This is a genomic window from Desulfocucumis palustris, assembly GCF_002933875.1.
Classification (GTDB): Bacteria; Bacillota; Desulfotomaculia; order Desulfotomaculales; family Desulfocucumaceae; genus Desulfocucumis; species Desulfocucumis palustris.
On the sequence record NZ_BFAV01000123.1, the window covers coordinates 1 to 26,117 of the forward strand.

The 26,117-nt window shown below is 50.5% G+C and carries 26 protein-coding genes and 1 pseudogene; 12 read left to right on the forward strand and 15 right to left on the reverse strand.

What is annotated here, in order from left to right; genetic code table 11:
• Positions 1-405 precede the first annotated feature (405 nt).
• Positions 406-1,629, reverse strand: coding sequence for an MFS transporter (locus DCCM_RS09710; RefSeq protein ID WP_104372202.1), 1,224 nt, complete (start codon positions 1,627-1,629; stop codon positions 406-408).
• A gap of 499 nt (positions 1,630-2,128) precedes the next feature.
• On the opposite strand from DCCM_RS09710, the gene DCCM_RS09715 reads away from it, so the two are divergent.
• Complete coding sequence (locus tag DCCM_RS09715; protein WP_104372203.1) at positions 2,129-2,563, forward strand: C-GCAxxG-C-C family protein; 435 nt, start codon at positions 2,129-2,131, stop codon at positions 2,561-2,563.
• 145 nt (positions 2,564-2,708) lie between these two features.
• The gene (locus DCCM_RS09720) at positions 2,709-3,308 is read left to right on the forward strand and encodes a TetR/AcrR family transcriptional regulator (RefSeq protein ID WP_104372204.1); all 600 of its coding nucleotides are present in this window, start codon (positions 2,709-2,711) and stop codon (positions 3,306-3,308) included.
• 38 nt (positions 3,309-3,346) lie between these two features.
• On the opposite strand, the gene DCCM_RS09725 is transcribed toward DCCM_RS09720, so the two are convergent.
• On the reverse strand, positions 3,347-4,924 hold the full coding sequence (locus DCCM_RS09725; RefSeq protein WP_104372205.1) for an L-aspartate oxidase: 1,578 nt from the start codon (positions 4,922-4,924) through the stop codon (positions 3,347-3,349).
• Positions 4,925-5,099: 175 nt separating this feature from the next.
• Between DCCM_RS09725 and DCCM_RS09730 the strand changes: the two genes are divergently transcribed.
• Positions 5,100-5,447 (forward strand): DUF3795 domain-containing protein, encoded by a 348-nt coding sequence (locus DCCM_RS09730; RefSeq protein ID WP_104372206.1) that lies wholly within the window; start codon positions 5,100-5,102, stop codon positions 5,445-5,447.
• 287 nt (positions 5,448-5,734) lie between these two features.
• Positions 5,735-6,412, forward strand: a complete 678-nt coding sequence (locus tag DCCM_RS19260) for a tetratricopeptide repeat protein (protein ID WP_104372207.1) — start codon at positions 5,735-5,737, stop codon at positions 6,410-6,412.
• A 132-nt stretch (positions 6,413-6,544) separates the two neighbouring features.
• Here the strand turns inward: DCCM_RS19260 and DCCM_RS19265 are convergent.
• Positions 6,545-6,718: pseudogene (locus DCCM_RS19265) on the reverse strand (LysR family transcriptional regulator); the annotation flags it as partial.
• Positions 6,719-6,834: 116 nt separating this feature from the next.
• Between DCCM_RS19265 and DCCM_RS09745 the strand changes: the two are divergent.
• Entirely contained in the window at positions 6,835-8,118 is a 1,284-nt protein-coding gene (locus DCCM_RS09745; RefSeq protein ID WP_104372209.1) for an amino acid permease, read from the forward strand.
• 77 nt (positions 8,119-8,195) lie between these two features.
• On the opposite strand, the gene DCCM_RS09750 is transcribed toward DCCM_RS09745, so the two are convergent.
• The 4 genes from DCCM_RS09750 to DCCM_RS09765 all read right to left on the reverse strand — a co-directional run bounded on the left by DCCM_RS09750 (position 8,196) and on the right by DCCM_RS09765 (position 13,191).
• Entirely contained in the window at positions 8,196-9,743 is a 1,548-nt protein-coding gene (locus tag DCCM_RS09750; protein ID WP_207655578.1) for a purple acid phosphatase family protein, read from the reverse strand.
• A gap of 154 nt (positions 9,744-9,897) precedes the next feature.
• Entirely contained in the window at positions 9,898-11,736 is a 1,839-nt protein-coding gene (locus tag DCCM_RS09755; protein ID WP_104372210.1) for a methyl-accepting chemotaxis protein, read from the reverse strand.
• A gap of 328 nt (positions 11,737-12,064) precedes the next feature.
• The gene (locus tag DCCM_RS09760; RefSeq protein ID WP_104372211.1) at positions 12,065-12,835 is read right to left on the reverse strand and encodes an epoxyqueuosine reductase; all 771 of its coding nucleotides are present in this window, start codon (positions 12,833-12,835) and stop codon (positions 12,065-12,067) included.
• Positions 12,836-13,005: 170 nt separating this feature from the next.
• A complete protein-coding gene (locus DCCM_RS09765; RefSeq protein WP_104372212.1) occupies positions 13,006-13,191 on the reverse strand; it encodes an ATP-binding protein in 186 nt (61 codons plus the stop codon).
• A gap of 348 nt (positions 13,192-13,539) precedes the next feature.
• Here DCCM_RS09765 and DCCM_RS09770 point away from each other — a divergent pair, with 348 nt between their 5' ends.
• Positions 13,540-13,968, forward strand: coding sequence for a universal stress protein (locus tag DCCM_RS09770; RefSeq protein WP_104372213.1), 429 nt, complete (start codon positions 13,540-13,542; stop codon positions 13,966-13,968).
• An 80-nt stretch (positions 13,969-14,048) separates the two neighbouring features.
• Here DCCM_RS09770 and DCCM_RS09775 read toward each other — a convergent pair whose 3' ends face one another.
• The 3 genes from DCCM_RS09775 to DCCM_RS09785 form a co-directional block, all read right to left on the reverse strand.
• A complete protein-coding gene (locus DCCM_RS09775) occupies positions 14,049-14,234 on the reverse strand; it encodes a hypothetical protein (RefSeq protein WP_104372214.1) in 186 nt (61 codons plus the stop codon).
• A gap of 68 nt (positions 14,235-14,302) precedes the next feature.
• On the reverse strand, positions 14,303-15,544 hold the full coding sequence (locus DCCM_RS09780; RefSeq protein WP_104372215.1) for a DUF362 domain-containing protein: 1,242 nt from the start codon (positions 15,542-15,544) through the stop codon (positions 14,303-14,305).
• Between the two features lie 225 nt (positions 15,545-15,769).
• Entirely contained in the window at positions 15,770-16,033 is a 264-nt protein-coding gene (locus tag DCCM_RS09785; RefSeq protein WP_104372216.1) for a hypothetical protein, read from the reverse strand.
• Here DCCM_RS09785 and DCCM_RS09790 point away from each other — a divergent pair.
• A complete protein-coding gene (locus tag DCCM_RS09790) occupies positions 16,007-16,510 on the forward strand; it encodes a DsbA family oxidoreductase (RefSeq protein ID WP_231702726.1) in 504 nt (167 codons plus the stop codon). The genes DCCM_RS09785 and DCCM_RS09790 overlap by 27 nt on opposite strands.
• Before the next feature lie 66 nt (positions 16,511-16,576).
• Here the strand turns inward: DCCM_RS09790 and rbr are convergent, their stop codons facing one another.
• Complete coding sequence (gene rbr / locus DCCM_RS09795) at positions 16,577-17,170, reverse strand: rubrerythrin (protein ID WP_104372218.1); 594 nt, start codon at positions 17,168-17,170, stop codon at positions 16,577-16,579.
• 222 nt (positions 17,171-17,392) lie between these two features.
• Positions 17,393-17,842 (reverse strand): Spy/CpxP family protein refolding chaperone, encoded by a 450-nt coding sequence (locus DCCM_RS09800; RefSeq protein WP_104372219.1) that lies wholly within the window; start codon positions 17,840-17,842, stop codon positions 17,393-17,395.
• 215 nt (positions 17,843-18,057) lie between these two features.
• On the opposite strand from DCCM_RS09800, the gene DCCM_RS09805 reads away from it, so the two are divergent.
• Positions 18,058-18,300: a hypothetical protein gene (locus DCCM_RS09805; RefSeq protein WP_104372220.1), complete on the forward strand. Its 243-nt coding sequence runs from the start codon at positions 18,058-18,060 to the stop codon at positions 18,298-18,300.
• Positions 18,301-18,499: 199 nt separating this feature from the next.
• On the opposite strand, the gene DCCM_RS09810 is transcribed toward DCCM_RS09805, so the two are convergent.
• From DCCM_RS09810 to DCCM_RS09820, 3 genes are read right to left on the reverse strand one after another with little or no spacing between them, the layout of a single operon-like run.
• A complete protein-coding gene (locus DCCM_RS09810; RefSeq protein ID WP_104372221.1) occupies positions 18,500-20,389 on the reverse strand; it encodes an ABC transporter ATP-binding protein in 1,890 nt (629 codons plus the stop codon).
• Entirely contained in the window at positions 20,386-22,113 is a 1,728-nt protein-coding gene (locus tag DCCM_RS09815) for an ABC transporter ATP-binding protein (protein ID WP_104372222.1), read from the reverse strand. Before DCCM_RS09815 ends, DCCM_RS09810 begins: the two co-directional genes overlap by 4 nt.
• A gap of 26 nt (positions 22,114-22,139) precedes the next feature.
• The gene (locus tag DCCM_RS09820; RefSeq protein ID WP_104372223.1) at positions 22,140-22,583 is read right to left on the reverse strand and encodes a MarR family winged helix-turn-helix transcriptional regulator; all 444 of its coding nucleotides are present in this window, start codon (positions 22,581-22,583) and stop codon (positions 22,140-22,142) included.
• Between the two features lie 342 nt (positions 22,584-22,925).
• Between DCCM_RS09820 and DCCM_RS09825 the strand changes: the two genes are divergently transcribed.
• Genes DCCM_RS09825 through DCCM_RS19005 form a run of 4 tightly spaced genes read left to right on the forward strand, consistent with a single transcriptional unit; the run spans position 22,926 to position 26,091 of the window.
• On the forward strand, positions 22,926-23,978 hold the full coding sequence (locus tag DCCM_RS09825) for an efflux RND transporter periplasmic adaptor subunit (RefSeq protein ID WP_165792097.1): 1,053 nt from the start codon (positions 22,926-22,928) through the stop codon (positions 23,976-23,978).
• A gap of 2 nt (positions 23,979-23,980) precedes the next feature.
• On the forward strand, positions 23,981-24,937 hold the full coding sequence (locus tag DCCM_RS18995; protein WP_207655579.1) for an efflux RND transporter permease subunit: 957 nt from the start codon (positions 23,981-23,983) through the stop codon (positions 24,935-24,937).
• Positions 24,822-25,343: an efflux RND transporter permease subunit gene (locus DCCM_RS19000; protein ID WP_207655580.1), complete on the forward strand. Its 522-nt coding sequence runs from the start codon at positions 24,822-24,824 to the stop codon at positions 25,341-25,343. The genes DCCM_RS18995 and DCCM_RS19000 overlap by 116 nt, the downstream gene beginning before the upstream one ends.
• The gene (locus DCCM_RS19005; RefSeq protein WP_207655581.1) at positions 25,234-26,091 is read left to right on the forward strand and encodes an efflux RND transporter permease subunit; all 858 of its coding nucleotides are present in this window, start codon (positions 25,234-25,236) and stop codon (positions 26,089-26,091) included. Before DCCM_RS19000 ends, DCCM_RS19005 begins: the two co-directional genes overlap by 110 nt.
• The last annotated feature ends 26 nt before the right edge of the window (positions 26,092-26,117 follow it).

Sequence of the window (26,117 nt, forward strand, 5' to 3'; positions counted from 1 at the left end):
CCGGTATTTTTTGCCGGTATTATTACCACCGGCAAGTCATTACTTTATCACTTTTCTTTCTCCAGGTCAACCGGTATTTTTTCCCACTGCCCGGTCTTTATTCCTGCCGGATTCTTTCTCCGGCACTCCCCCGGTGTTTGCCGCCGGGAGTTATAACTTTATCACTTTGCCTGTCCGGGGTCAACCGGTAGTTTATTCCACCCTTTGCCTTTTATACCGCCAACAGATTGCAAGGCCCCATCCTTGAAGGTGAGGATAAACAGTCTGTAAAGCTCACTTATATTTAAGCGGCGTTTGCCGCCGGCAAGATATTACTTTATCATTTTGGTTCTTTCCGGTCAACCGGTAGATTATTCCTCCCGCCTTACCCTTAACCCGGTTATAAACGGTTCTTCCATTCCATTTTTAATCGGCCGCCTTTTTATTTTCACCGGATATGGCGGCCATCAGCAGCATACCCGCAAAAAAAAGAGCGCCCGATAATTCATACATTGCAACAAGGGATAATTTCACCTTCAACCAGCCGGCCATAGCCATCATACTTGCCATGGCGCCCATGAACAAGGGGGTGAGCACACCGTTCACCCGGCCGATCATTATCTCTTCCGTCCTTTGCAATATGAGTGTGTTAATTCCTATTTGGATGCAGGGGAAAAACAGGCCGCTTAAGAATTGCAGTGCCAATGTCAGTATCAGGCTGGTTGACAGTCCTATGCCGGCCACAGAAATAGCGCTGACCAGCAGACCCACGGCAAGCAACATCTGCGGAAGGATTTTTTTCGCGACGCCCGCTACCAGGCCTCCTCCTATCAGCATCGCCGCCCCGTTTACCATCATAAGCCATTGCAAATTTTCCTTGGGCAGGCCAAGACGCTCCACCACGATAAATATTCCCAGGGGCTGGATGACGCCAACCGCAAGCCCGCATACAAAAAAAGTGCCGCCAAGGGTTTTTAACACCTTGTTATGCCAAACATAGCTAAAGCCTTCAGCCAGTTCATGCCAGAATTTTTTGTCGGCCCCTCTGTCTGCTGTCCGCTTATCCGGCGGAAGAAAGGCAAGGGATGACGCTGAGAGCAGAAAGGCCAACCCCATTGCCCCAACCGAAAAAGAAATCCCCATCCTTTGATATACCATGGTTCCCAGAACGGGTCCTATAATCATGAAAATAGCCATTATGGTTTGAAACATGGCCATGCCCGCCTGTATGCTTTCGATTGGCAAGTGGGCTTTAAAAAGCTTCATTGCTGAGGGCTGCGAAAACTGCGAAAGTATGGCGGAAATAAGCGTGACAAAAAATACGGCCTGCCATCTGCCAAAAATTATGGTCAAAAGCACGATAAACACCGACAGGGCGCTCAGTAAGTCGCACCAGATCATTGTGCGCTTTGGCCGCCAGCGATCCGCAAATGTCCCGCCTATAATGGAAAAAAGGAATATCGGGGCGAATTCCGCCACTGAAATAAGAGACACGGCGAAGGGGTTATTATTGGTTCGCTCCATAACAAACAAAAGAATTGCAAAATTCCGTACCCAGATTCCCAACTGCAAAAATATCGCAGAGGCCATAATGGCTTGAATAAAACGATTTTGAAAAATATTTGCTGGTGCGGGAGAGGAGTTTGACATTTTTTCCACCTATATTAATTTATTTTGACATCTCCCGGAACGGCGAATTTCCGGGCTGCCGGGCCATTCACGGCTATTTTGATAAACCTATTATATCCGGTAAGCTTACCCTCCTTGATGTCCTGTGCCAGCCGGCAATTGTTATATTACCATAAATATAAAAGTAAATGCACCTAAAAAGATTTTGCTCCTTTAAGCTTTAATCTGGCTAGCAGCCTGTAAGACCCGTCCTTGAAGGCCGGGGATAAAACAGGCAATTTAAGGAAAGGGGACACAAGGCCAACTTATATCAATCTGCCGATTCCTTTTAAGTTATGCCGGCAACCGGTGATAAATTTAAATTCAGTTGTTATTGACACAGGCAGGAGTCTCTTTTACAATAAATATGAACACATTCATTAATGAATTGATTCATGTGGATAAATATGGCTTTTGTACTGCCTAAGCCTTTGCCAGGCCGTTGCCTGGATAATAAATATTGAGATAGGAGGCTTTCTAAATGAATGATTCCATTGATGCGGCCATGATGATGAAAGACAGTTATTTATGCAGTCAAGCTGTTTTTGCCACTTTGGGAGAGCAATGCGGCATTGAACGAAATCAAGCCCTAAAGCTGTCCACCGGTTTTGGCGCGGGAATAGCCCGCCGCGGAGACATTTGCGGAGCTGTCAGCGGCGCCATCATGGCTATCGGATTGAAACATGGAAATTATGAAGTCCATGATGTTGACGCCCGTGATAAGGTTTTCTTTCTGGCCCAGAAATTAATTGAAGGAATAAAAGCCAGGCACGGCTGTCACACCTGCAGGGGGCTTACGGGGATAGACTTTACAAAACCGGAAGGCTTAAAGCTTTTTGAGGAAAAAGGCATAGGGGAAAAAATTTGTATCAAAGTAATAATGGACTGCGTTGATACAGTAAAGGAAATATGGTAAACAAACCGGGCGTACAAATCTTCGATAATTGCGCGCAATCTCCAAAGATGGTGCAGGCCCGGCGCCGCATCAATTTGCTTTACATATCCTCCAATGATAAAATGAATTTATTCATTTTTGAATTTGCTCATTGAAGAGGATAATGATGAACAATTTGATAAATCGACGGGAAAGAAAAAAACTTCACGTTAAAAATTCAATTTCAGGCATTGCTTTAAAACTGTTTTTTGAAAAGGGCTTCATGGAAACCACAGTTGCAGAAATAATGGAAGAAGCGGATCTGGGCACCGGCACTTTTTATAATTACTTTTCGTCAAAGGAAGAAATACTTAAACATTGTCTGGCGGAGAAAATCATTGAAGCCAGGGAGTCCTTGGAGGATATTCAACAATCCTCCGTGAAAGCTTCCCTGAAACTATCGAAAATGCTGTTCACTGCCGGAAAAACCTTTGAAGAAAACCGGCAGCTGATAGAATTGTATACGCAGTTTCACCGGGATAATAATCATGCCAAAAGACAATCGCCGCACGGTCCCAGGTTTAAGGAAATCCTTGTAAGCATAATCAGGGAAGGGCAGGGAAAAAGAGAGTTTAGAGAAGATATCCCTCTGGAAATAATCATCGAGATGTACATGGGCATACTAAAATCCACAATGTCAAGCAGTTTGGAAATTTCCTTCATGGATAATTTAAAATACAAGTTTGCTTTGCTGCTGGAAGGAATTAATAATAAAAATGAGCGTTAAAAACCCCGGGTCCAGGTTTCCCCGGGGTTTTTAACGCATTAGTCCTCCCGGTAATGCGCCCCGGCGCTTTCTTTTCGCGCCAGTGCGGCTTCGGTTATCAGCTCCGCTGTGGTCAGCATAAGCCTTAGCCGGTGGTACCCTAAAAGCTCCCGGTAATGGGTAATCCGGCAGTTTTCCAGCCGTTGCCGCAGTTCAGCCAGCCGGCGCCGGGCTTCCGTCAGTCCCTCCCGGCAGCGCACCAGGCCCACATAACGGCCCATTATTTCCCGCAATTCCCCGGCCAGGGTTTCCGCCTCCACCACACCCCTGTCACTGTTACCCCGGTCAGTTTCCCAGGAGGCCAATATGCCTGGCGTTACCTTGTTTTCCTCAATTAGCTTTTTAATATCGGACCGGTTCAGCCCGGGCGCAACGCAGGCCTTCATCTCCCCGGCGGCACGGCTGCCGGCCCTCAGGCCGAAAACAGCCGCTTCGGTCAGGGCGTTCCCTGCCAGACGGTTGGCTCCGTGAATCCCCCCCGCCGTTTCGCCGCAGGCATAAAGGCCGGGCACGGTGGTGCGGCAATTGCCGTCGATAAGCACCCCGCCCATGGTGAAATGAGCCGCGGGGGCAACCTCCACCGTTGTCCGGCCCCGCAGGTATTCCTTGATATCCGCGTACTTGCGGTCCATTACCTCCGGCGGAACAGCGCTGAAGTCCATTAACACCCCGCCCCGTCCGGCGTTCAATTCCGTAAAAATCGCCCGGGCCATGACATCCCTGGTGGCCATGCAGCCCAGGGGCGAATAGCGGGTCATAAAATCCTCTCCGGACCTGTTCCTCAGAACCGCCCCGGCAGAGAAAGGAGAATTGGAAATCGCCAGGCGCGGCGGCTCCAAAGACATGGTAGGCAAAAACTGAATGAATTCCATGTGCTCCGGCCCGGCCCCCGCCAGGTATGCCAGGGCATAGCCGTCGCCGGTGACATCCGCCGTGTTGGTGGTCAGGGGATACAGCCGCCCCGCCCCGCCGCAGGCCAATACCGCGGCGCGGCAGCAAATTACCGCCGGCCCGGCAGCACCCCGGCGAAAGCCGAAGGCCCCGGCAACCCTTCCATTCTTTACAATGAGTTGCGTAACCAGCAAATTTTCAATTATCTCCACACCGCTATCCGTTCCCCGGCCAAGCAGGGGCAAGGTCAGTGCCAGGCCGGCGGTGCGGGACTGCCCCAGGGCGCTCCAGTCCACCGTCAGAATCCTATCCTCCGAGTGTCCCGGCGAACCCTTGAACAGAAAAGCGCCGTTTTCCCTGCGAAAGGGCACGCCGCAATCCGCCAGCCACAGGATGGCTTCCCGGGCGGCCCTGACCAATATGTTTACCAGCTCCACACGATTTAGATATGCTCCTCCGGCCAGGGTATCTTCAATATGTTTTTGCAAAGGAACTTCGCCGGGCTCCCGGTCCATCACGGCTGCCATGCTGTTGCGGGCCATTATGGTATTGCCGCTGCGCCCCGCCCTGCCCTTGGCGGCTATTACCACACGGCAGCCGCTTTCCCGGGCCCGCAGGGCAGCGCACAATCCCGCAAGTCCTCCGCCAATAACCAGCACGTCCGTCTCCCGCAAGGAAATCTTCATCAATGCAGCCTCCTGCCGGATTCCATGTGAAGAGTTCTAAAACAATCACAGACAATAGCCTTTAGCCAAGTTTATCCCAGGCCTGTCTCCAGGTCAATGCATTCCAATTAATTATCATTCATGGTAATATTAGGCTGGTTGACTGCTAAAAAAACATATTGGAAAGGAGAAAAACATGTCCGGTATGATCGCTTATTGCGGGCTCGTTTGTTCTAGCTGTCCATCCTTTCTGGCCACTAAAAACAATGACGATGCGGCCAGGGAAAAGACTGCCGCTTATTTAGCCGGGAAATTCGGGTTATATGTAAAGCCCGAAGATATCAACTGCGACGGATGTCTGACCGAGGGAGGAAGGCTGCTGGATTTTTGCCGGAGCTGTGAGATTAAAAAGTGCTGTAGCGCAAGGGGCCTGGAGAATTGCGCCCGCTGCGACCAACAGCAGTGTGAGAAACTTATAAAATTTCATGAGTTCTCTCCGGAAGCAAAGGCCTGTTTTTACGCGTTAAAAAAAGAGCTGGGATAACATACCCTGTTGCTCCAGCAGCTCATGGTGTTAAGAAAAATTTTTAATTACATAACGCTCATAACCATTCCCCCGATAAAATCCTGTAACTTTTCCAGCTGGTTTGATTCAATGAATCGCCGCCATCTTTAAGCTTGGTTAAAAGCCGGCCCAACAACCAAACTGGCCGGCTTTATTATTCAGGCAATCCTGCCGGGGAGAATTTCATTTCGAAACTTGTTAATTCCCGGCGGGCTTGATATAATCCGATAAGAACGGGCAGAAATATCTGGAAAAAGGAGGACTCCATGAAAATCTTCGGGCTATATATCATCCTCTCGCTTCTGACCGGCAATCCAATTCTGGCCCTGGTCCTGTTGCTGGTCATTTTTTTCTTTGCCGAGCGCCGTTTCATAGGTGTCCTGCCGGACATATTCAAGCCCATGCGCAGGGCCAACAGGGTAAGGCAGCTTAAAAAAGTAATCCAGGTCAACCCGGCGGATGCCGAAGCATACCTGGAACTGGGAGAGACGTATTTTCGCCAGGAGAAATACGGTAAAGCCTATGATTTTCTAAAAAACGCCTCAAAAAAAATGACCGGCCACCCTCTTTATCATTTCTACCTGGGCGCTTCCCTGTATCATCTGGGAAACGCGGAGGAAGGAAGAAAAGAGCTTGAGCAGGCGCTGGAAATCAACCCCAAGGGCAGCTTCGGCGAACCTTATGTATACCTTCTGGAAATTTATATCGAGCAAAAGCAGCCGGAGGAACTAATCAACAATACCTACAACAGATTATTGTCCTACGGTTCCACAAAGACCTTTTACCAGGCAGGCAAGCTATTTTTAAAATACAAGGATATGAACAGGGCCCGCCGCCTGTTCAGGGAAACCGTGGATAACTATGAAGCTTCCAGGGGCGCCCTGCGAAAGGCCAATAGAAGATGGGCGATTCTTGCAAAAATAGGGCTTCTGTCCGCAAAATAATTTCCCGGCCTTCCTCACTTGCCTTTTACAGGAAAGGCCCCGGCCTTTCCTGTTTATCCGCATCGCCCTTTCAGCCGCCCGGCTTAACTTCAGTATCTGCTCCGCGTACAATAAAAGGTTTTCGCCGTTCCTGGTCAGGGTTACCTTCCGCCCCAGCCTTTCAAAAAGCGCGCCTCCCCATTCTTCTTCAAGGGATTGAATCTGGCCGGTAACAGTGGACTGGGCATATCCCGGCGTGTCCGCCGCCTTGGTGAAGCTTTGCAGCCCGGCGACGGTTACAAATATTTTTAAATTACGGAGTTCCATGTATTTACCCCACGCTTTTATTTTCAAAAAAAGTGAATGGTGCCATCTGAAATGTCAATTTCACTTATTCATATTAACATGTTAGTATATCATGGACTAATGGCGGGAGGTTAACAATGGTTCAGGAGTCTGTTATTTTAAAAAGAAATATCAGCTGGGTACAGGGAGTGGCCCTGACGGTGGGTGCGGTACTGGGCTCGGGGGTGCTGGTGCTGCCTGTGCTGGCGGCGGATCTGGCAGGTCCGGCTTCGTTGTTAAGCTGGTTAATCATGGGGTTGCTAACGGTACCGCTGGTTATAACCCTTGGCAAGCTGTCCTCCCGGCATCCGGACGCCGGAGGCATAGCCGCCTACGCCAGGCAGGCTTTCGGGGAAACCGCCAGCGCCGTTACCGGCTGGTTATTCCTGGGCACTGTCCCCATTGGAGCCCCGGTGGCCGCCCTTATCGGGGCCAATTATTTAGGGGCCTACCTTTCTCTTAATGCTATTGAGGTTTTCATTGTTGCCGCTGTCACGCTGTTAATGGCGGTATTGCTGAATTACCGGGGAATCAGCCTTTCCGGGAGAGTGCAGCTGCTGGTGGTAGGCCTGATTGCGCTGATATTATTAATAATTATAGCCACTGCTTTACCGGAGGTTGATAAAAGAGCCTTTACCCCCTTCGCACCCCTGGGGTGGATCCCCGTGGGGGTTGCCATGACTGTTTTATTCTGGGCCTTTGTGGGCTGGGAGATGATCGGGCATTTGGCGGAAGAGTTCAAAAACCCCGGGCGGGATATTCAGATCAGCCTGGGAGTATCCCTTGTAATAGTTAATCTTTTATATATTTTACTTGCCTTTGTAATCATTGGAACCCGGTCTTACCTGGCAGAGGGAAAAATTGCCGCCTTAACCCATATGGCTTCACGGAACATGGGAGAATTTTCCGGGGCTGTGGTGGCCATACTGGGGTTTATAGCCTGTTACGGCACTATTCATACTTACGTGGCGGGATTCTCCCGCCTGGTGTTCGCCCAGTCCAGGCAGGGCTACTTCCATGTTTATTTTTCAGATCTGCACCCGGTTTACCATACTCCGCACAGGGTGTTGCTATCCTTGCTGCCCGTGTTTTTTACCGTGCTTTTAATCTATTACGGATTAAGCGTGAGCATAACGGTTTTAATTCAATTCACCAGTGCCATATTTATAGTGTTATATATTATCGCCATGGCCTCAGCCGTAAAACTACTGAAAAAGGCAGTTTTTTACCGCTATTGCGCGGTTGTCTCGCTAATGGTCTGCCTGGGGATTTATGGTTTTACAGGATGGTCCGGGCTATATCCAGTTATACTGGGGGCCGTCGGCTTGTATCTGGGCCGCCGGAAACAACGGCTGGAACAAAATATCAACAATCAGTTGTAAATTTCCCCCCTGTTCCGGGGCAGGCTGACTGTGAATCCTGAGGCTGCCCCGGAACTTTTCACATCCACCGCGCTTCGTTAAAATCCCATGGCGCTTTTTAAAAAAGCGGGGGACACGGCTTCCTTGGAAATACCAAACTGATCAATTATATACGGCCTGGCATTATGCTTGCCCCGGTCTATCTCGTAGGAGATCCCGGTGAGCCTGGCGCCGTCTATGGTTATGCCGACAAAGTTCTGTACCCGGCCCCGCAGGGGCACGCCTGAATCATCCGGGTCAGGACCGTAAGCGGCGGCGTGATGCTCATCGGCGACCTCGAAGAGGCCAAAGTAGCCGGGCTTGACATGCCTGTTCCGGTAATAGACCTTTGGGCCGGCGGTACCGGGTATAAGGTAGACGGTTCCGTCAGGCTTCACGGTATATTCAATGGTTCTGCCGTTGAATGTTTCCGTAATCCTGGCTGCGGGAACTGCGGCCCCGTTCTTCAGGGGTTTGCTGCGGGCGTAAATATGGTCATGTCCCTGGAGAACAAGGTCAATCCCCAGTTCTTCCATCATCGGCGCAACCAGTGTCCTTACGCCGTTTCGCCCCATTATATCCATATCGGTGGCATGGACGGAAGTGGTGTAAGGCCCCTTGTGCATGGCTGCGATAATCCATTGGGCGCCAGCCGCCTTTGCGGCTTTAATGTCGTCTTTCATCCATTGAATTTGAGCCGGAGTGAAATTGGCGTATTGATAAGAATTCTCGTTATTGTTGAGTATTATGAAGTGCGCGTTGCTGTAATCCAGGGAGTAGTAAGCGCCGGTGGCGGTATTCGAGCCATCCGCCGGCTTGATGTCAAAATGCTCCATAAAGGAGTTTTCGTCCTGGTCGTGATTGCCGGCAACAGGCATAATTGTGGTGTTTAAAAAGCTTTTCCCGGAATGGCCGAGCAGCCAGTCCCACAGTTTCTCAACGCCACCGGCATCAACAAAGTCACCGTTGACGACCAAAAACTCCGCGTTGCCGACAGCCTCCAGGGACTTGGCAATTGTTTGAGACGAAAGCACGGCCCCCTCCTCGGTCCCCGGCTGGGGGTCCGCAAGATCGATGAAGGTAAAGGCGCCGCTCCCGGGGGCTGTCCGGAAAGTGCCGGTATCACTCCAAATATTCAGCACCGGGTCACCCACCCGGAAAAAGTAAGCTGTATTGGCCTTCAGACCGGTGGCCTCGGCCTTGTGAACAAGCTCCCCGGGGGAATTTGTGGAATCTGACTGCCTGCCTGAAAATTTAACGGCTTTGCTGAAATCCGGGGTGGAGCCGCTCTTTTCAACCACCTCCAGCTGGCTGCCGGTGGAAGCCGGGCCGGTGTACCAGGTAAATCCCCTGGAAGTGGCGGTGTCTCCATGGAAGGTTACGGTTACCTTGCTGATCGCGCCTTTCTTCCCGGCAAAATCACCGGAATTTGTCTGACCCCAGGCGGCATGAAGTCCATCGCCGCTATCCGGGCGCTCCCATCCGGCATCTCCGGGCGGACCGGCACCGCCAGCGCCGGCTGCAAGCCCGGCGCCCGGGATAAAAACCAGGCTTAGAGAAATGCAAAGCATAAGCAAGGCGGATAAAAACAGTCTCAAAAATCTCATGTTGTCCCCCCAAATAAATGATTATTATAGTATTTGGTAATCCCCCCTCCATGATACCCGCCGCCATCCCGGAAAATACAAAAAAGAGGGGCCAGGCTTCATTGCAGCCTTGCCCCACCAGAACATTCGCGGATAATTTCCGGAAAACGTATTATTACAGTTTTTCAAGCAGCTCGTCTTCATAAACCACGATTGCTTCATTGTTTCCGTAGCGTTTGTATACTTCGCATTCCTTGCACTTTCTTACATCTTTGCCGTCTTCACCCTTGAAATGGGTCCCCTTCACATTCCAGCAGGGGTGGCCGCTGTGCCTGGCAACCCCGCACCGCAAGGGATCACGGCCTTCCTCCCTGCATTTCATTATATCGCTGCAATGTTCCCTGTCTTTCCAGTAATTGCTCTCCCCGGCTCCGCCAAGGTTGAAATGGCTTACTATTTCTTGAAATTCATCGGCCATGGAGGTGAGGCTGATGGAGGACTGGGTGACATGTTCCATGGCAGAATTGATATGGTCACTGGAAAGGGCCAGATCCTGGGTGGCCAGGCTGGTTTCTTCGGTGGCCACGGATATCTCCGAAATGTACCTGGTGCTGTTGGCCACGTTTGATACAATTTGCTGCAATGACCGGCCGGCCCTTTCCACCACTCCGACTCCCTCGTTTACCTCCTTCGATCCCGCGTCCATGGCGTTCACGGCCATGTCTATGTCATCTCTTATTTCGTATACAATGGCAGATATCTCTTTGGCGGCCTGAGCCGACTTTTCCGCCAGGCTCCGCACTTCGTCCGCCACCACCGCAAAGCCCCTGCCGTGCTCCCCGGCCCGGGCCGCCTCAATGGCGGCGTTTAAAGCAAGCAAATTGGTCTGGTCGGCTATGCTGGTGATGGTTTCAATAATCTGGCTGATTAAATGCGATTGCTCCGCCAGTTTTGTCATCACCCCGGTGCTGTTGTTTACGGTGACGCTAATACTTTCCATTTTGTTTACAACTTCCTGGACGGCTTTGCCGCCCTCCATGGCCACGTTTTCGGCGTTTTTGGATACTTCCGTCGCCGCGGCAGCGTTTGCCGCCTGGTTCTCGGTGGTGGCGGCAAGCTCCGAGGCCACCCCGGCCATACCGTGAACATTGGCGCTGACTTCCTGGCTGGCTGCCGAAAGCTGCTGGCTGTGCGCCGCCAGGGTGATGCTGTTGGACTTAATTGAGCTGATAACCTGCCGCAGCTCATCCTCCATTTTTTTAAAAGAACGGGCCAGATCGCCAATTTCGTCGGTTCTGTTAACTTCCGGCAGCTCCTTGGCAAGATTTCCAGCCGCGATTTCATCGGCTTGTCCTATTATCCTTTTGAGAGATTTTGTAATATTTCTGGAGAGTATTAAAGCTATCAGCAAGCCCGCCAGGGCTGCCAGCCCTGTAAGTATTATGCCGTACCGGACGGAGCCGGCTGCCGCTGTGAGCACTATCCCCTGCTGGTCGGATACTTCCTGCAATCTGTCGTCGGCAAAGGAATCCAGACCCTTTTGCACCTCATCGGCAAAGGGCGCGGCCTTTTCCTGCAGCAGCAGCCCGGCCTGTTTCAAATCCCCGGCCTTCACCGCTGAGGCAATCTCACCATTGGCCAGCTCCACGAATTTCTGCTGGTTGTCTTTTATCCGCAGCAATTGGTCCTTGGTGGCTTGCCTTACAGTGGCGTTTATGTATTCATCCAGCATTTTTTCCGCTTCCAGGCTGAGGCTATCAAAATACTCCTTTTGCTCCTGTTCCCCGTAAAGCACGAATTCCGCCAGGGCCAAATTCTGGTATCCGGTCAATGCCTTAATTTCAAGAGCGGTGGTGGCGCGCATGGTCCACCATTGTTCTTTCTCAATGCCGGCATTGGCCTGTTTCATTTTGTAATTGAGGATTAACTGGGACATGACGCCCAGCAATATGACCACCAGCACCGTGGCGGTAATTTTAACACCGATTTTTATTTTGACACACCTCCGCAGCAATTTCTATAAATTAGCATTATGAACCATCTTTCTAAAGAATACAATAAGTGCCGCCACTCCACAATAGAACACAGATTAAAGAAAATCAAAAATGTTTTTTCCCATCCCCGGAATAATAAAAGAACCATCCGGATGATGGATGGATTGCAAAATGGCATTGTTTTATTCACATGAACCCGAAAGAAATTTGGCACGGGGACAAAACAAGGGCGAAAAGGCCGCTGGGAAACAGGCTTTTTTGACGGTCACAAACCCCAAAGGAGGCCGGCCTCCCGGTACGGCCGGGCCGCCGGCCGGGAAGTCGCCGTAATGCCTGCGCCGGAAAGAGCTAAGAGGATTTGGGCCTTTGGAAGGAACAGGGCACAATACTTACACATTTCCCGCAAACATCGGCCAGCTCTTTTCTGTTGTGATGCCGGTGATTCTCAAGCAGTAATTCATAGCAGCGATGCCTGTCAAAGGCCTCCGTTTTTAATGCCCCTGAAAAACAGCGGGCAACACAGCGCCGGCATGTTTTATTATGCTTATACAGGCAATATTCCTGAACGGGCCTTGGGGTGGGCTCAATGACGGCGTCTGTTACCAGACTCCCCAGCCTGCCGCAGCACCCCTTCTCCGTAATCAGCATCTGATGCAGCCCGAAGGTGCCCAGTCCCGCTATATAGCCTATATGTTTATGGGACCAGTCGCTGATCAGGGTATTTTCATCAAAATTATGGGTGGGGGGAAGAATTACGGATTGATAACCTTGTTTTTTCAGCTCTTTGGACAGGGCTTCATTAATGCCCACAATTAGTTTGTTTGTTTCAATATAGCCATTGGCCCATTGCTCCGAACTCATCTCACCCGCCACATTGCTGTCAACCACAGGCTTATTAAAGGGAATAAAATAAGCAATGACCGTTTTACTGTCAGGCAACAGCTCCGCGGGTAATAGATGAGTCGGGCTAATTATATGTTTTAATTCAAGGAACAAAGGGTCATTGGCATCAGCATAGGCAAAAAGAGGCGCTCCCCAAAAGTCTGCCTTACTGTTATTTCCCCTATAACTTACAATGTATTTAGTCACGAAAGCTTCTATTTGATCCTTAACCGGCATTTCAGACCTCCTTCTCCCGCAAGGTAAAAGGGATTCAGCTCATACCGCCGAATCCCCTGCTTTTTAGACTATGCCATTCCCGGCTTAAATTTTGTTTGCTGTCCGGGGTTAACACCCCGGGCAGCAAACAAATAATGGTTGCATTCCATTGCCTAATGACAACCGTTAAACTACTGTTCTTCGAGAGTCACGGCTCCTGAAGGACAAACGGAAACACAGGTCTCACAGCCCAGGCAATCATCACCGTTTGCAACGGAAGCCTTGCCGTCGGCCATTTCCAGCACGGAGGCCGGACAGTTGTCGACGCATTCGCTGCAGCCCTCACACTTATCAACATCCACCGATACCACAAACATTTAATTCACCTCCTTGGATTAGTCAGTTACCCAATAAATCAATGTGACAACCCCCGAGTGGGAAATCATTTCCCCCAGGTCATCCACATGATTAGACAGAGAGCATTGCCTTATATGTATATTACACCTAAATTGGGGCTTTGGCCACGTAAATAATGTCGAACCCAAAGATTCCTCCGGGATGCCGCCAGGTCCCCGCACAGCTGCCGCAACCTCGCCAAAGGGCGGCAATACAAATTTCCGTGAAAAGAGAAAAAAGTTTCAATATGGTATTGTGAAATATTACACATTAGGATATTATTTATATACAATATTTGAGTATTGTGTGAGAAAAAGGAGGCGAAGCAAATGACCAGGGTTCTGGTTCCCTATGACGGCTCGGACACTGCCTTGAAGGCGGTGAATTACGCTGCCGGCCTGGCACAAAAAAATCCGGAGACTGAAATAACACTCATGCTGGTTGTTAATATCGGTAATCTTGATTATTTTGAAGCTTCTCTCGACACAAAAGAAAAATTTATCCAATCGTCCATGGAATACCAGGAACCTATTCTTGACAAAGCCAGGAGCATCCTTGAGCAAAAAAATATCCCCGTCAACGCTGTATTGGTAGCAGGGGATCCGGCGGCTAAGATCAACGAATATGCAAATAACAATAATATTGACAGCATAATTATGGGCACCAGGGGACTGGGAAGCCTTACCGGCATGGTATTGGGAAGTGTAAGCCACAAAGTCATTCACCTGACCGACAAACCCGTAACGTTAATAAAATAATATTGTTTCCCCCACCCCTCCCTCCCCACCCCCTCACCCTTCCGGGTGAGGGGGTGGGGTCAGGCTCTTAACTTATTAACTTATTTTTTCGTTTCTCGTTTATATATTTTAATGCCGCCACAGGTGAAACCCCGACCCCCTATGTGACCAGTTATCTCACTCAATGAATACCACTGCTCCCATGCCGGTTTTGCATAAGAAATCTTCACTGGCGGCAGCCTTCCAAACCCCGCTCCATGCTTTCCAATCTCAAAAGTCCCGGCCAAAGCAAAAAACCTCCTGTTATATTTTAATAAACAGAAGGCCGTACACCAGCAATGTATAAGTTAATAAGTTAAGAGCCTGACCCCTGACAGGGGTGGGGGTGGCCCGGGCCTTCCCTGTGCCAGCCATGTCCTTTTGGCTTCAGGGGAATTCGGTCCTGGGGATCGAAATTCATTGCATTTTCCCATTTTCCGGATTTCCGTTCAATTTCCACCAATTCGTAATCTATTTGTCCCATGCCCAGTTCCGCGGCAGCCCTTACATGAGAATAGGGGTCTTTTCCTGTGATTTTCTGGAGGATATGCCCTTCCTTGCCGCTGTTCTCCTCCCCTTTGGAACCGGGCAGAAGGGCGGCTTTTCCCATCATATCCAGGGTGGCCATTTCAATGGCCACAATGTCGTCGCTGATTAAAACGCCCTGGTCCTGAATCACGGGCACATCGGCCAGGGGCATGCAGTCACACTCCGGCTGCACTTCCAGCACAAAGTTTATGTACAGTATTTTCCCCGGCTTAAAAGTACTCACCACCGCCCCGGCCGCTTCCGCCAGGCTGCGCTGAAAGATTTCCTGACTTATGGGCGCCACCAAAGCACCGCTGGGACATACCCTGGCACACCTGGCACATTTGGCGCACCTGGCCTGATCCAGGAAAATCTGCCGGTCATCAAAATTAATGGCCTGATGCGGGCATACGTTAACACATTTTTCACAGAAATCACAAATATCCATATCCCATTCCAGCTGGGTATTCTGGGCAAAATGCATCCGCCCCCGCTCGGGCAGGCCATCCCTGTTTCTGGCTCCGATTCCTCCCATGCCCAGGTTTTTAATGGCTCCTCCGTATCCCGCGGCAATGTGCCCCTTGCAATGTGAAACCACGATCATGGCCTGGGCTTCGTAAATGGCGCTGGCTACACCTATTTCGCCCAGTATTTCCCCCGCCGGTACATTAATCACATCCTTGCCGAATATACCGTCCGCCAGAATAACAGGGGCTCCCACGGAAAGGTGATTTATACCGTTGGCATTGGCCACCTCCAGGTATTCCAGTCCGGGAATGCGCACGGTATCGGTAACGAAGGGACTCCCCCCGGCGCTGCGCACGGCGTCTGCTATTTTACGGATGAAAACCGGACGGACAATGCGAAAAGCGCCATGGGAGCCCAAATGCATCTTAATGGCAACATAATCATTGGCGTCTATAAAACCTTTCAGATCCGCCTGCTCCAGAAGTTCTTCCAACTTTGCCGGCAAACTGACATGGAAATCAAAATCCAAAGCCCTGGCCGAAGTGTAAAAGACCTTTGACATTAGAAATCACCTCTTTTTAATAAATAAATTGCCTTCTTTTATTTTTCTCAGCGGCATTGTTATATAAACAATTCTATGCCGGACTTCCCGCCGGCGGCAGCCCGGTCCGCCGCAGACAGAGGAAAAAATTCCCTGCTTCCACTGACGGCGCCGGCAGTGGAAGCAGTATGATTTTTCCATGTGTTCACTAGATTTGACAAATCGCTGAAAAAACCTTCCACCGGTTTAAATCTGCCCAATAGTGGCAAACAATATTTTCAAACCGGGAAATTCTTCGGCGGATAATACCACTCCCGGGAGAAGATCATGATAAAATTTAAGCGGACGGAATAAAATTTTTACATTGCGGTCGGAGGTAAAATAATGAGCATTCACCTGGCAATCTTTTCTGATTACGTTTGACCCTTTTGCTTTATCGGCAAAGGTATTGTCGAAAAACTTAAAAAACAATATGACCTGGAGGTGGAATGGATTGGCTATGAACTCCACCCGGAAACGCCCCCCGGAGGAAAATCCCTCCGGCAATTATTGCCCGGATTTAACCCGGAAAAGATGAGCGAAGGCCTGAACCGGGCCGGGGCGCCCTACGGCATCAGTTTCAACCCCATCGAAGTGGCGGCCAACTCCAGGCTGGCGCTGGAGGCCTGCGAATTCGCCAGGGACGCGGGACAGTTCGAAAAAGCGCACGCCCGCCTCTACCAGGCCTATTTCCAGGAAGGGGAGAATATCGGGGAAAAAAGCACCCTGTTGAGATTGCTTGGGGAGATTGGACTTGACCCGCATTCCTTAAACAGCGCCCTTGACAATCACGTCTATACTTCCAGGCTGGAACTGGCCCGGGAAAAAGCCCTGGAGCACGGCATCACCGCGGTGCCCACCTTCATTATCAATGGAAGTGAAAAGATCGTGGGAGCACAACAGTATGATGTCTTTGTCCGGCATCTGAATGCCCATCTGGACGGTTGACCGCCCGGGAAATCAAAAGGGATTCTCACCCACAGCGGGGAGAATCCCTTTTCCTTCCGGCAATATTTAATAGGTTTCCGCAAATAATTCAAAGTAAGCCTGGGGGTGAACACAGGCCGGGCATTTTTCCGGCGCCTCTTCGCCTTCATGAACATATCCGCAGTTGCCGCATTTCCAGAGAGTTTTCTGGTCTTTTTTAAATACCCTGCCATTTTCAACATTCTCGGCAAGCTTGTTATATCTGGCCTCATGCCTCTTTTCAGCGGATGCTATCATGGTAAAGGCCGACGCAATCTCAGGAAATCCCTCTTCCTGGGCAACCTTTGCAAAGGCGGGATAAAGTTCGCTCCACTCTTCGTTTTCACCGCCGGCAGCCGCTTTTAAATTATCCAGGGTGCTTCCCTGGGCAACAGGATAACAGGCGTTTATTTCAACCACCGCGGGCATTTCTCCCTGGAAGCCTTCCAGCAAGAACTTGTAGAACCTCTTGGCATGTTCCTTTTCGTTGTCGGCGGTTTCCACAAAAATATTTTTTATTTGTTTGTAGCCTTCCTTGTCGGCCACCGAAGCATAATAGGTGTAACGGTTTCGGGCCTGGGATTCACCGGCAAAGGCCTTCAATAGATTTTCTCCGGTTTTTGTACCTTTTAAGCTTTTCATAAAAACTTTAGCCTCCTTAATTTTTCCAATAAAAGCCAGTTGAGCATAATGGATTTTATTGAATATTTTTTTAATTTATAATGATTATAATTTAATTATAATTATATTATAATGCTTGTCAATAGCTTTTTGGATCTTTTAGGCACGGCCGCCATAAAACAAGGGAGCCCGGCCGGGCCCCCTTAACGTTTAATCATTAAAGTATTTACTTGTGCAGCAGGTTCAGCAGTCTCCCCTAAAAAACCCTTTTTTACTCTTCAGCTGGTCCATCTTATCCTGCTGTTCCGGGGTTAACAGGGACCGGAACTCCTGCTTTCCCTGCTGCGCGGTACCGCGGATTTTTTCGCTGAGCTCGCTAATTTCCTTGAGCTTAGCCTCTATTTTGGATTTGTCCGGGCTTTTCTGCAGCTTGAGTTGCCTTAATTCCTGCATGCAATCCATCCGTTTAATACGCAGGTCCCGGGTTTGCTCGTAGGTTTTTTGATTGATTTCCCGCATTTTAACAATTTGTTGGTCGGTCAGGTTCAAAGCCTCAACCGGATTTATCCAGTTGTTCCCATTCAGCTTGGGTGGACCGTCGTCACCCCTGCCCATCCCGGCGGCTGCAGTCACCTGGGCAATGCCGAACAGCAAAAGCAGTGTAACGGTTAAAAGCGCTATTCTCTTCTTCACTGTTACACCTCCTTCCCCACCTGATTGTACAGAAAAAATTTTTTCCTGTGCTGTGCTGTCTATATTCTTCCCACAACTGGTGAACGGAAATTCGGGGAATGGCTGGTTTCCTGTTTTGTAAGATGCCGGAATTAATTTATATAATAAAACCGGTTGCCAATAGAACTGATGTTTGGTAAAATTAACAAAACAAATGTTCCGGGGAGGTTTGTTAAATGTCTGTTATTGAGCAAATTCAATCTAACGCTGAAAGCGCTATCCAGGAAATTGAAGCGGAAATTACCGGTTTAGAGGAAAAAATCGAAATGCACAAACTCCGCATACAAAGCGCCCGGGTCCAGATCCAGGCACTGAAGAGGTTTCTTAACCCGGAAGAAGGCATTCACGAAGTGTCAAAACCGTCCAAAGGGTCGAAGAAAAACGGCAAAGCACATATTGAGGGATTTGAGCTTCAATAAAGCGGAATGAGGTAAATAAAGAGAGTTATAGGGAAGCCGGTCACAGACAAGTGTGCCGCGAAAGGCAAAGCCGTACAGCGCCGGGCATACCGGCTGGTCAGAATTTAGGGGACACCCCTCCTTGGGAGGAATGTCCCCATTTAATACCGGAAAGGTTGGAAACACCTGCTCGCTCCTTGTGGAGCAGTATTTTGTAATACTACACCACTTCTTTTTCACCATATGCCCCTGAAAACTGGCTCATATAAAGGTCCGCGTAAAAACCGCCCCTGGCCAGAAGCTCATTATGACTGCCCGTCTCAATAATGCTGCCGTTATTCATCACCAGGATCAGATCGGCATCCCGTATGGTGGACAGCCGGTGTGCGATAACAAAATTTGTCCGTCCCTTCATCAGGCCTGTCATCGCCTTTTGAATCAGCAATTCGGTTCTGGTGTCAACATTGCTGGTTGCCTCGTCAAGAATAAGGATGGCCGGATCCGCAAGCACGGCCCTGGCAATGGTCAGCAGCTGCTTTTGACCCTGGGAAATATTCGAGGCTTCCTCATTCAGGATGGTGTCATAACCGTCGGGCATGGTCCGGATAAAATGGTCCGCGTGGGCAGCTTTGGCTGCCCGCACAATCTTCTCCTGGCCTGCTCCCTCCCGGCCATAGGCAATATTATCCCTGATGGTGCCGTTAAAAAGCCAGGTGTCCTGCAGCACCATGCCGAAAATAGAGCGCAAATCGCCACGCTTTAAATCCCTGATGTCAACGCCGTCCACCGTGATTTTACCCGCGTCTATTTCATAAAAGCGCATCAGCAGGTTGACCAGGGTGGTTTTGCCGGCCCCGGTAGGACCTACGATGGCGACGGTCTGGCCGGGTTCGACATCAATATTCATATTCTCAATCAGTGTAACGTCTTCCTTATAACCAAACTTAACATCCTGGAATTTGACCCGGCCTTTGGGGAACTGTATGCTTTTCGCATCTATTCTGTCCGGAATTTGCTCCACCTCGTCCAGAAGCTCAAAAACCCTCTCGGCTGAAGCCACTGTGGATTGGATGATATTGGCTATATTGGCTGTCTGAATGATTGGATGGGTAAATTGTCTGGAGTATTGGATAAAGGCCTGCACATCACCGATTTCAATGGTCTTTTTCATCACCAGAATACCCCCGGCAACACAGACCAGCACGTAACCGATGTTGCTGATAAAGCTCATCAGCGGAAAAATGATGCCGGAAACAAACTGGGCTTTCCAGCCGGCGTGATAGAGCCTCTCGTTGATTTCATTGAACCTGGTGATGGATTCGCGCTCCCTCCCGAATGCCTTTACTATGGGATGGCCGGTGTACATCTCTTCAACATGCCCGTTAAGTATACCGAGCTCTCTTTGCTGCGCCACAAAATATTTCTGTGAGCGTTTGGCGATGATGGCCGTAACTATAAACGATAGCGGCAGGGTTATAACGGCTATTAGGGTCATGACCGGACTGATGGTCAACATCATTATGAGAATACCGGCTATGGTAACTATAGAAGTTATCAGCTGGGTTAAGCTTTGCTGCAAGGTGGAGCTTATATTATCAACGTCGTTGGTAACCCGGCTTAATATTTCACCATGGGTATGCGAATCGAAAAATTTAAGAGGCAGGCGGGCCAGTTTGTCATTAACGTCGTTACGAATATCAAAAACAGTCTTCTGGGCCACCCCGGCCATGATATATTGCTGCAAATAGCCAAAAAACGCGCTGAATATATATAATCCAACCAGAAGCAGCAGTATTTGCCCGATGTAGCCAAAATCAACCCCCGCCCCGGGGGCATGGTTCAGCTTCATCATTATGCCCTCGAACAATTTGGTGGTGGCCTTACCCAGTATTTTCGGGCTCACTATGCTGAAAAGGGTGCTGAGAATGGCCATTACAAACACGGTAAGCAGCCGGAGCTTGCGGGGTTTTAAATAGCCCAGGAGCCTTTTCAGGGTGCCTTTAAAATTCCTGGCTTTTTCCGCCGGCATGGCCATCGGTCCCATCGGGCCTCTGCCGAAGCCTCCTCCGGGTCCCCCCGCCGGCCTTTGTCCTCTGTGCTCTTCCTTCATGCTATCTCCTCTCCGGAAAGCTGCGAGTATACAATCTCGCGATACACCCCGCAAGTATTCAGCAGCTCTTTATGGCTGCCGGTTCCCACAATTTTTCCCTCTTCCATGACTATTATCCGGTCGGCGTCCATCACCGTGCTCACTCTCTGGGCCACAATCAGCACCGTGGCGTCGGCTGTTTCCTCTCTGAGGGCGGCACGCAGCCTGGCATCGGTTTTAAAGTCCAGGGCCGAGAAAGTATCGTCGAAAACATATATTTCAGGCTTTCTCACCAGTGCCCTGGCGATGGAAAGACGCTGCTTCTGCCCGCCCGAAACATTGACGCCGCCCTGGGCGATCACGGAATCAAAGCCATCCTTCATACCGGTGATAAATTCCACGGCCTGGGCGGTTTCAGCAGCCCGCCTGACCTCATCGTCCGTGGCTCCCTCTTTGCCGAACCTGATGTTGTCCGCGATGGTGCCTGTAAAAAGCACTGCCTTTTGGGGTACAAACCCTATTTTGGCTCTCAAACTTTCCTGGGCCATTTCCCGCACATCAACGCCGTCTATTAATATGCTGCCGCCGTCAATATCATAGAAACGCGGGATCAGGTTGATCAAAGTGGATTTCCCGGAACCGGTGCCCCCGATTATCGCCGTGACCTGGCCGGGGCCGGCCAGGAAAGAAATATTGCTGATGGCGGGCCGTTCGGCGCCGGGATAGCTGAAGGTAACGTTTTTAAACTCCACAAAACCCCTTTTGCTATCCGGCTTCTTGACTTTTTCGGGATCCTTTATTTCCGGAACGATATTCAGCACTTCATTAATCCTCACCGCCGAGGCTTCCGCCCGGGGGAGCATGATAAACATGAAGGAAATCATAATGAGCGAAAACATAATTTGTGTGGCGTATTGGAGAAAGGCCATCATATCGCCCACCTGCATGTCGCCGTTGTCAACCCGGATACCGCCAAACCAGACAATGGCAATGGTTGAAAGGTTCAACACCAGCATCATCACAGGCATTAAGGAGGCCATCAGCTTATTGACCCTAATGGCCGTATCGGTCAGCCGGCTGTTGGCTTCAAGAAAACGTTTCCTTTCATGCCCCAGGCGGTTAAAGGCCCGCACCACCCTTATGCCGGTAAGACCTTCCCGCAAAACCCTGTTTAATGTGTCCAGATTGACCTGCATTGCCTTGAAGAGAGGCACGCCCTTACGGAAAATGAGCAGTATCGCTCCGGCAAGAACCGGCAGCACCACCACAAAAATAAGCGATAAAACGGCGTCCTTGGATGCCGCCATAATAACGCCGCCGATACACATCATCGGCGCGCTAACCATCATGCGCATCATTATGATCAATACTTGCTGAATCTGGGTAATATCGTTGGTGGTTCTGGTAATAAGAGAGGCTGTTCCCACACTGTCAAACTCGTATAGGGAATAGCTCTCCACCCGGGAAAAAACCATGCCGCGCAAATTCCTGCCGAATCCCGCGGCTACTTTAGAGGACAGAAAGCCGGCTGTAATCATGCACAGGGCGCTGGCCGCCGCGAAAATCAGCATCAGCCCGCCGATATTGAGTATGTACCGGGTATCACCATTGACTATGCCTATGTCAACGATATCGGACATCAAAGTGGGCAAATACAGATCAGAAAGGGACTGAAAAAAAATAAGCGCCAGAACGGCGGCAACGGACCACCCAAATGGCTTTAAAAACCTGAACAACTTAATCATGATCATTATCTCCCGTAAGTTAGTTGTTACTTCCCGTCATCCAGCAACCGCCTCAAGGCCGCCAGCCCGTCAAGTATTTTCCTTTGCTCCCCGGCGGGTGCATTATTAAACGAATCCACAACCAGGGAGAACATCCGCCGGGGCTTAATGCGGTGCAGATGGTTTCTGCCCAAATCGGTTATGGTAACCTTGGTAATCCGGCGATCCTGCAGGTCCTGAACACGTATTGCCATTCCCTTGCGTTCCAGTCTATCAACGATTCCCGATACGGTGCTGTGCGTTAGCCCGACTTTTTGGCCCAACTCCTTCACGCTCATGCTGCCGTGTTTGATTAAGTGGCCCATAATAAATCTCTGGGGCACTGTTAATCCGTCTTCCGGTAACAGGGACTCCAATCCCCGATGCAGTGCCCTGAATATAAAAAGTAAGTTTTCAACCAGTATCTTTACATTTTCATCTTCGTTTTGCATTATCTTTTCCCCTTGGATTTAGGTCGCATCACGACGCGTCGCAACACGACCTATTATAGCTTAATTACCTTTATCCGTCAACCTTCCAGCGGGCCGCGCTTCCCTTTGCATTAAGCCGTCTTAATCACTGCGCCATTATAACTCCCGGATATTTCAACAATTCAAAAACCTGCACCCGCAAGATAAAAATTTTGTATTTACCGGTGAAGTATTTTTCCGGGCAGCCGAGTCTAAGTATTTAGAAAACCTTCCAGGTTGCAAATCTCGGACAGGTGCCGCCAAAGGGGTGATTTTTGCATGGGACCTGTGCTGAAATTAAAATCAACAAGAGGAGCTACTATTGTGACCAAAAAACTGACAGCCATTTTATCGGTGGCAATTATCCTCCTGGCCGGCTGCGGAGCTGAATCCTCCCCCACCGGGGAAAAAAACCCGGCGGAAAAGGACGGTAAGCTCGCCTCGGTAATAACGGTGCAAAAACAAACCCGGCCCGTAACCCTGACAGCCACGGCGGTTGCCGTCCCGAAGCAGGAGGCCGGACTGTGCTTCAGCGCTTCCGGAACCATTAAACAAATTAATGTTGTTAAAGGCTCCAGGGTTGGCAGGGGACAACTGCTGGCCGTTCTTGACACGGGCACGGAGGAATCCCGCAGCATCAAACAACTGCAGCTGGAAGAGGCCCGGCGGGAGCTGGCTCAAAAAAAGACCGATCTGCAAAGAAGTGAAACGCTGTACAGCCAGGGCGCCATTTCCAGGGTGGATTTGGAGGAGCGGCGGCGCGAGGTGGAAAGAGCCGCCAGCGATATGGCCCAGATAGAACAAAATATTGAGGATGTAAAGCTGCTGGCGCCCTTTGCCGGCACAGTGGTGGAGGTAAACAACCAGGCGGGGGAAATAGCCATGGCCGGTCAGGCGATAATCCGGCTGGTGGATCTATCCCAGGTGAAATTAACCCTGGATGTTCCGGAGGACTTGATCGAGCAATACAAACCCGGCCAAAGTGCCCGGGTGATACGGGAAAGCGGCAAGACGGAACAGGGCAAGGTTACTTCACTGGCGCCGGTTGTTGACGCCGGCACCGGCAAGTACCGGGTGGAAGTCACTGTACATAACGCCAATCAAGAGTGGCGCGGGGGCATGCTGGCCAGGGTGGAGGTGCCCCGCACCCTGATTACGGGCATTGTTTTGCCTTTAGGCTGTGTGGGCATTAACCAGGATAAAAGGTATGTGCTGGTGGTGGAAAATGGGCTGGCCCAAAAGCGCCAGGTGCAGGTTGGGCAGGTCATGGAAGACAGCATTGAAATACTGTCCGGACTGCGGACGGGTGAAAAAGTTATTTCCGCGGGGATTGCCTATATTATGGATGGCGAGAAAATAGCAGCTAAAGGAGACTAACCGTGGAAAAATTTATTGGTTTTTTACTGAACAAGAAATTGATTATCTACCTGTTTACTTTTTTACTGGTGCTGGCAGGAGTTGGTTCACTGCTTACCTTTAACCGTGAGCTTGTTCCCACAACAAATCTCCCTTGGATTGAAGTAAATATTTCCGGCGGCTCACTGCCCCCGGAAGAAATGGAAGAAAAGAGCACCAAGCCCATTGAAAAGGAACTGAAATCAGTCCCGGACATAGAAGAATTCACTTCCAACAGCAGTACCGGTTCCGTTGAAATTTCCGTGCAGGTCAGTGAGGGCAAGGGCGCCGAGGTAAAACAGGAGGTACAAACCATAGTCAACCGCCTGCGCAGCAGCTTTCCCCGGGATGTGGTGGAGCAGCTGCAGGCGGCCAATGTGAAACAGTCCATAGGCACCCTGAAAAACACCGGGTTTGACACCGTGGTTGAAGTGGACCGTTCCTTTAAAACCATACAGCAGATAGGCGACGTGACAGTGCAGACTCCCTCCGGGCGGGTATACCTGCGGCAGCTTGCCTCAGTCGAGGATATGCGGGGCAAAAGCTCCGACGCGGTATACATGAAAGACGGCCGGCCCTATATCATGCTGGAGGTTAAAAGATCCTCCAGCGGCGATGTAATTACCACCGCCGCCGCCGTGCAGCAGGTGATTGACCGGATTAACCGGGAAGCCCGGGGCAGCTACAACATCAGCGTTGTGCAGGATGGTGCCTCCTTCATCAAGCACGCGGTCAATAATTTGAGCCGGGACGTGGCAATCGGAGGCGTTCTGGCCATTGTGATACGGGGTTCTGGAACTGGCCCTGCGTCACCGGGGCAAAACAGTGCTGCTGGCCCTGGGCCTGTTTGCCGGGGCGCTGCTGCTTTCCCCCCTGGTAAAAACCGATACGGAACTCACGGTGGACGAGTCTTATGTACAGGCCAGACTGATCATGCCTAAAGGAACCACCCTGGAGGAAACCGTGAAGGTGTCCGGGCCGGCGGCGGACAGCCTGAAAAAACTGCCGGAAATGAAGGATATTTACCAGGAAGATTATAAGGATAGGGCAGTCCTGCACATGCTGCTGAAGGGGAAGAAGGAACAAAAACGTCCCAGGGAAGCGGTGATGCAGGATATCAATGACAGGCTCAAATCCCTGCAGGATATTGAACGGGTCGAGGTGGGCTTCGGCAGCGGGGCCAACAGCACCCCGGTGGAACTGGAAGTCAGCGGCAAGGAAATGGAAACCATCCGGAATGGACATGGATGTTATGGCCCGCTACCCGGAACAGTTGATGCAGCACCCGGACCAATTGCGCCGGGTAATGGTCCGGTCGGAATCAGGCGCCCTGGTGCCCCTGGATGAACTGGTGCAATGGGAATATTCCAAAACACCGCTGAGCATCGCTCACCAGGAGGGCCAGCGGGTTATCAGCGTCAAGGCGGAACTGGCCGGCAGCGACCTGGGGGCTGTTAGCCGCATTATTGAACAAAAATTAAATACCCTCACCATCCCCGAGGGATATAGCGTCAGCGCCGCGGGAGCGCTGAAGCAGCAAAAGGAAAACCTTAGCGGCGTTCTTTATATTTTCCTGGGAGCCGTGGCCTTAATTTATATCATCATGGTGGCCCAATTCGGCAGGCTGTCCCATCCCTTCATTATAATGTTATCGCTGCCCATGGCCATCGTCGGCGTGGTGTTTGGCATGGTAATCACCCGGCGGGTGGTGAACCCCATCGGCATGGTTGGTTTTATAATGCTGATTGGAATCGTGGTGTCAAACGCAATTTTGCTTATAGACCGCATCAATCTGTTGCGGCAGCGGGGCTACCGGCTGAACGACGCCATTCTGGAGGCGGTGCGCAACCGGGTGCGGCCCATTCTGATGACCAAGCTTACGGCCATACTGGGGATGCTGCCCCTGGCCCTGGCCTTTGCCGAGGGCTCCGACCTGGAAGCCCCTCTGGCCACGGTGGTAATCTTCGGACTGATTTTTCACACCCTGATCACCTTGATTCTGGTGCCGGTGCTTTACTCGTTGTTCGAGGGCTTCCGGGAGCGCAGGATAAACCGTAAAAAAACGGATAATTCAGTTGCGGAGCACATGCTGTAACGCCCCTTGAGAGCCTGTAAATTATC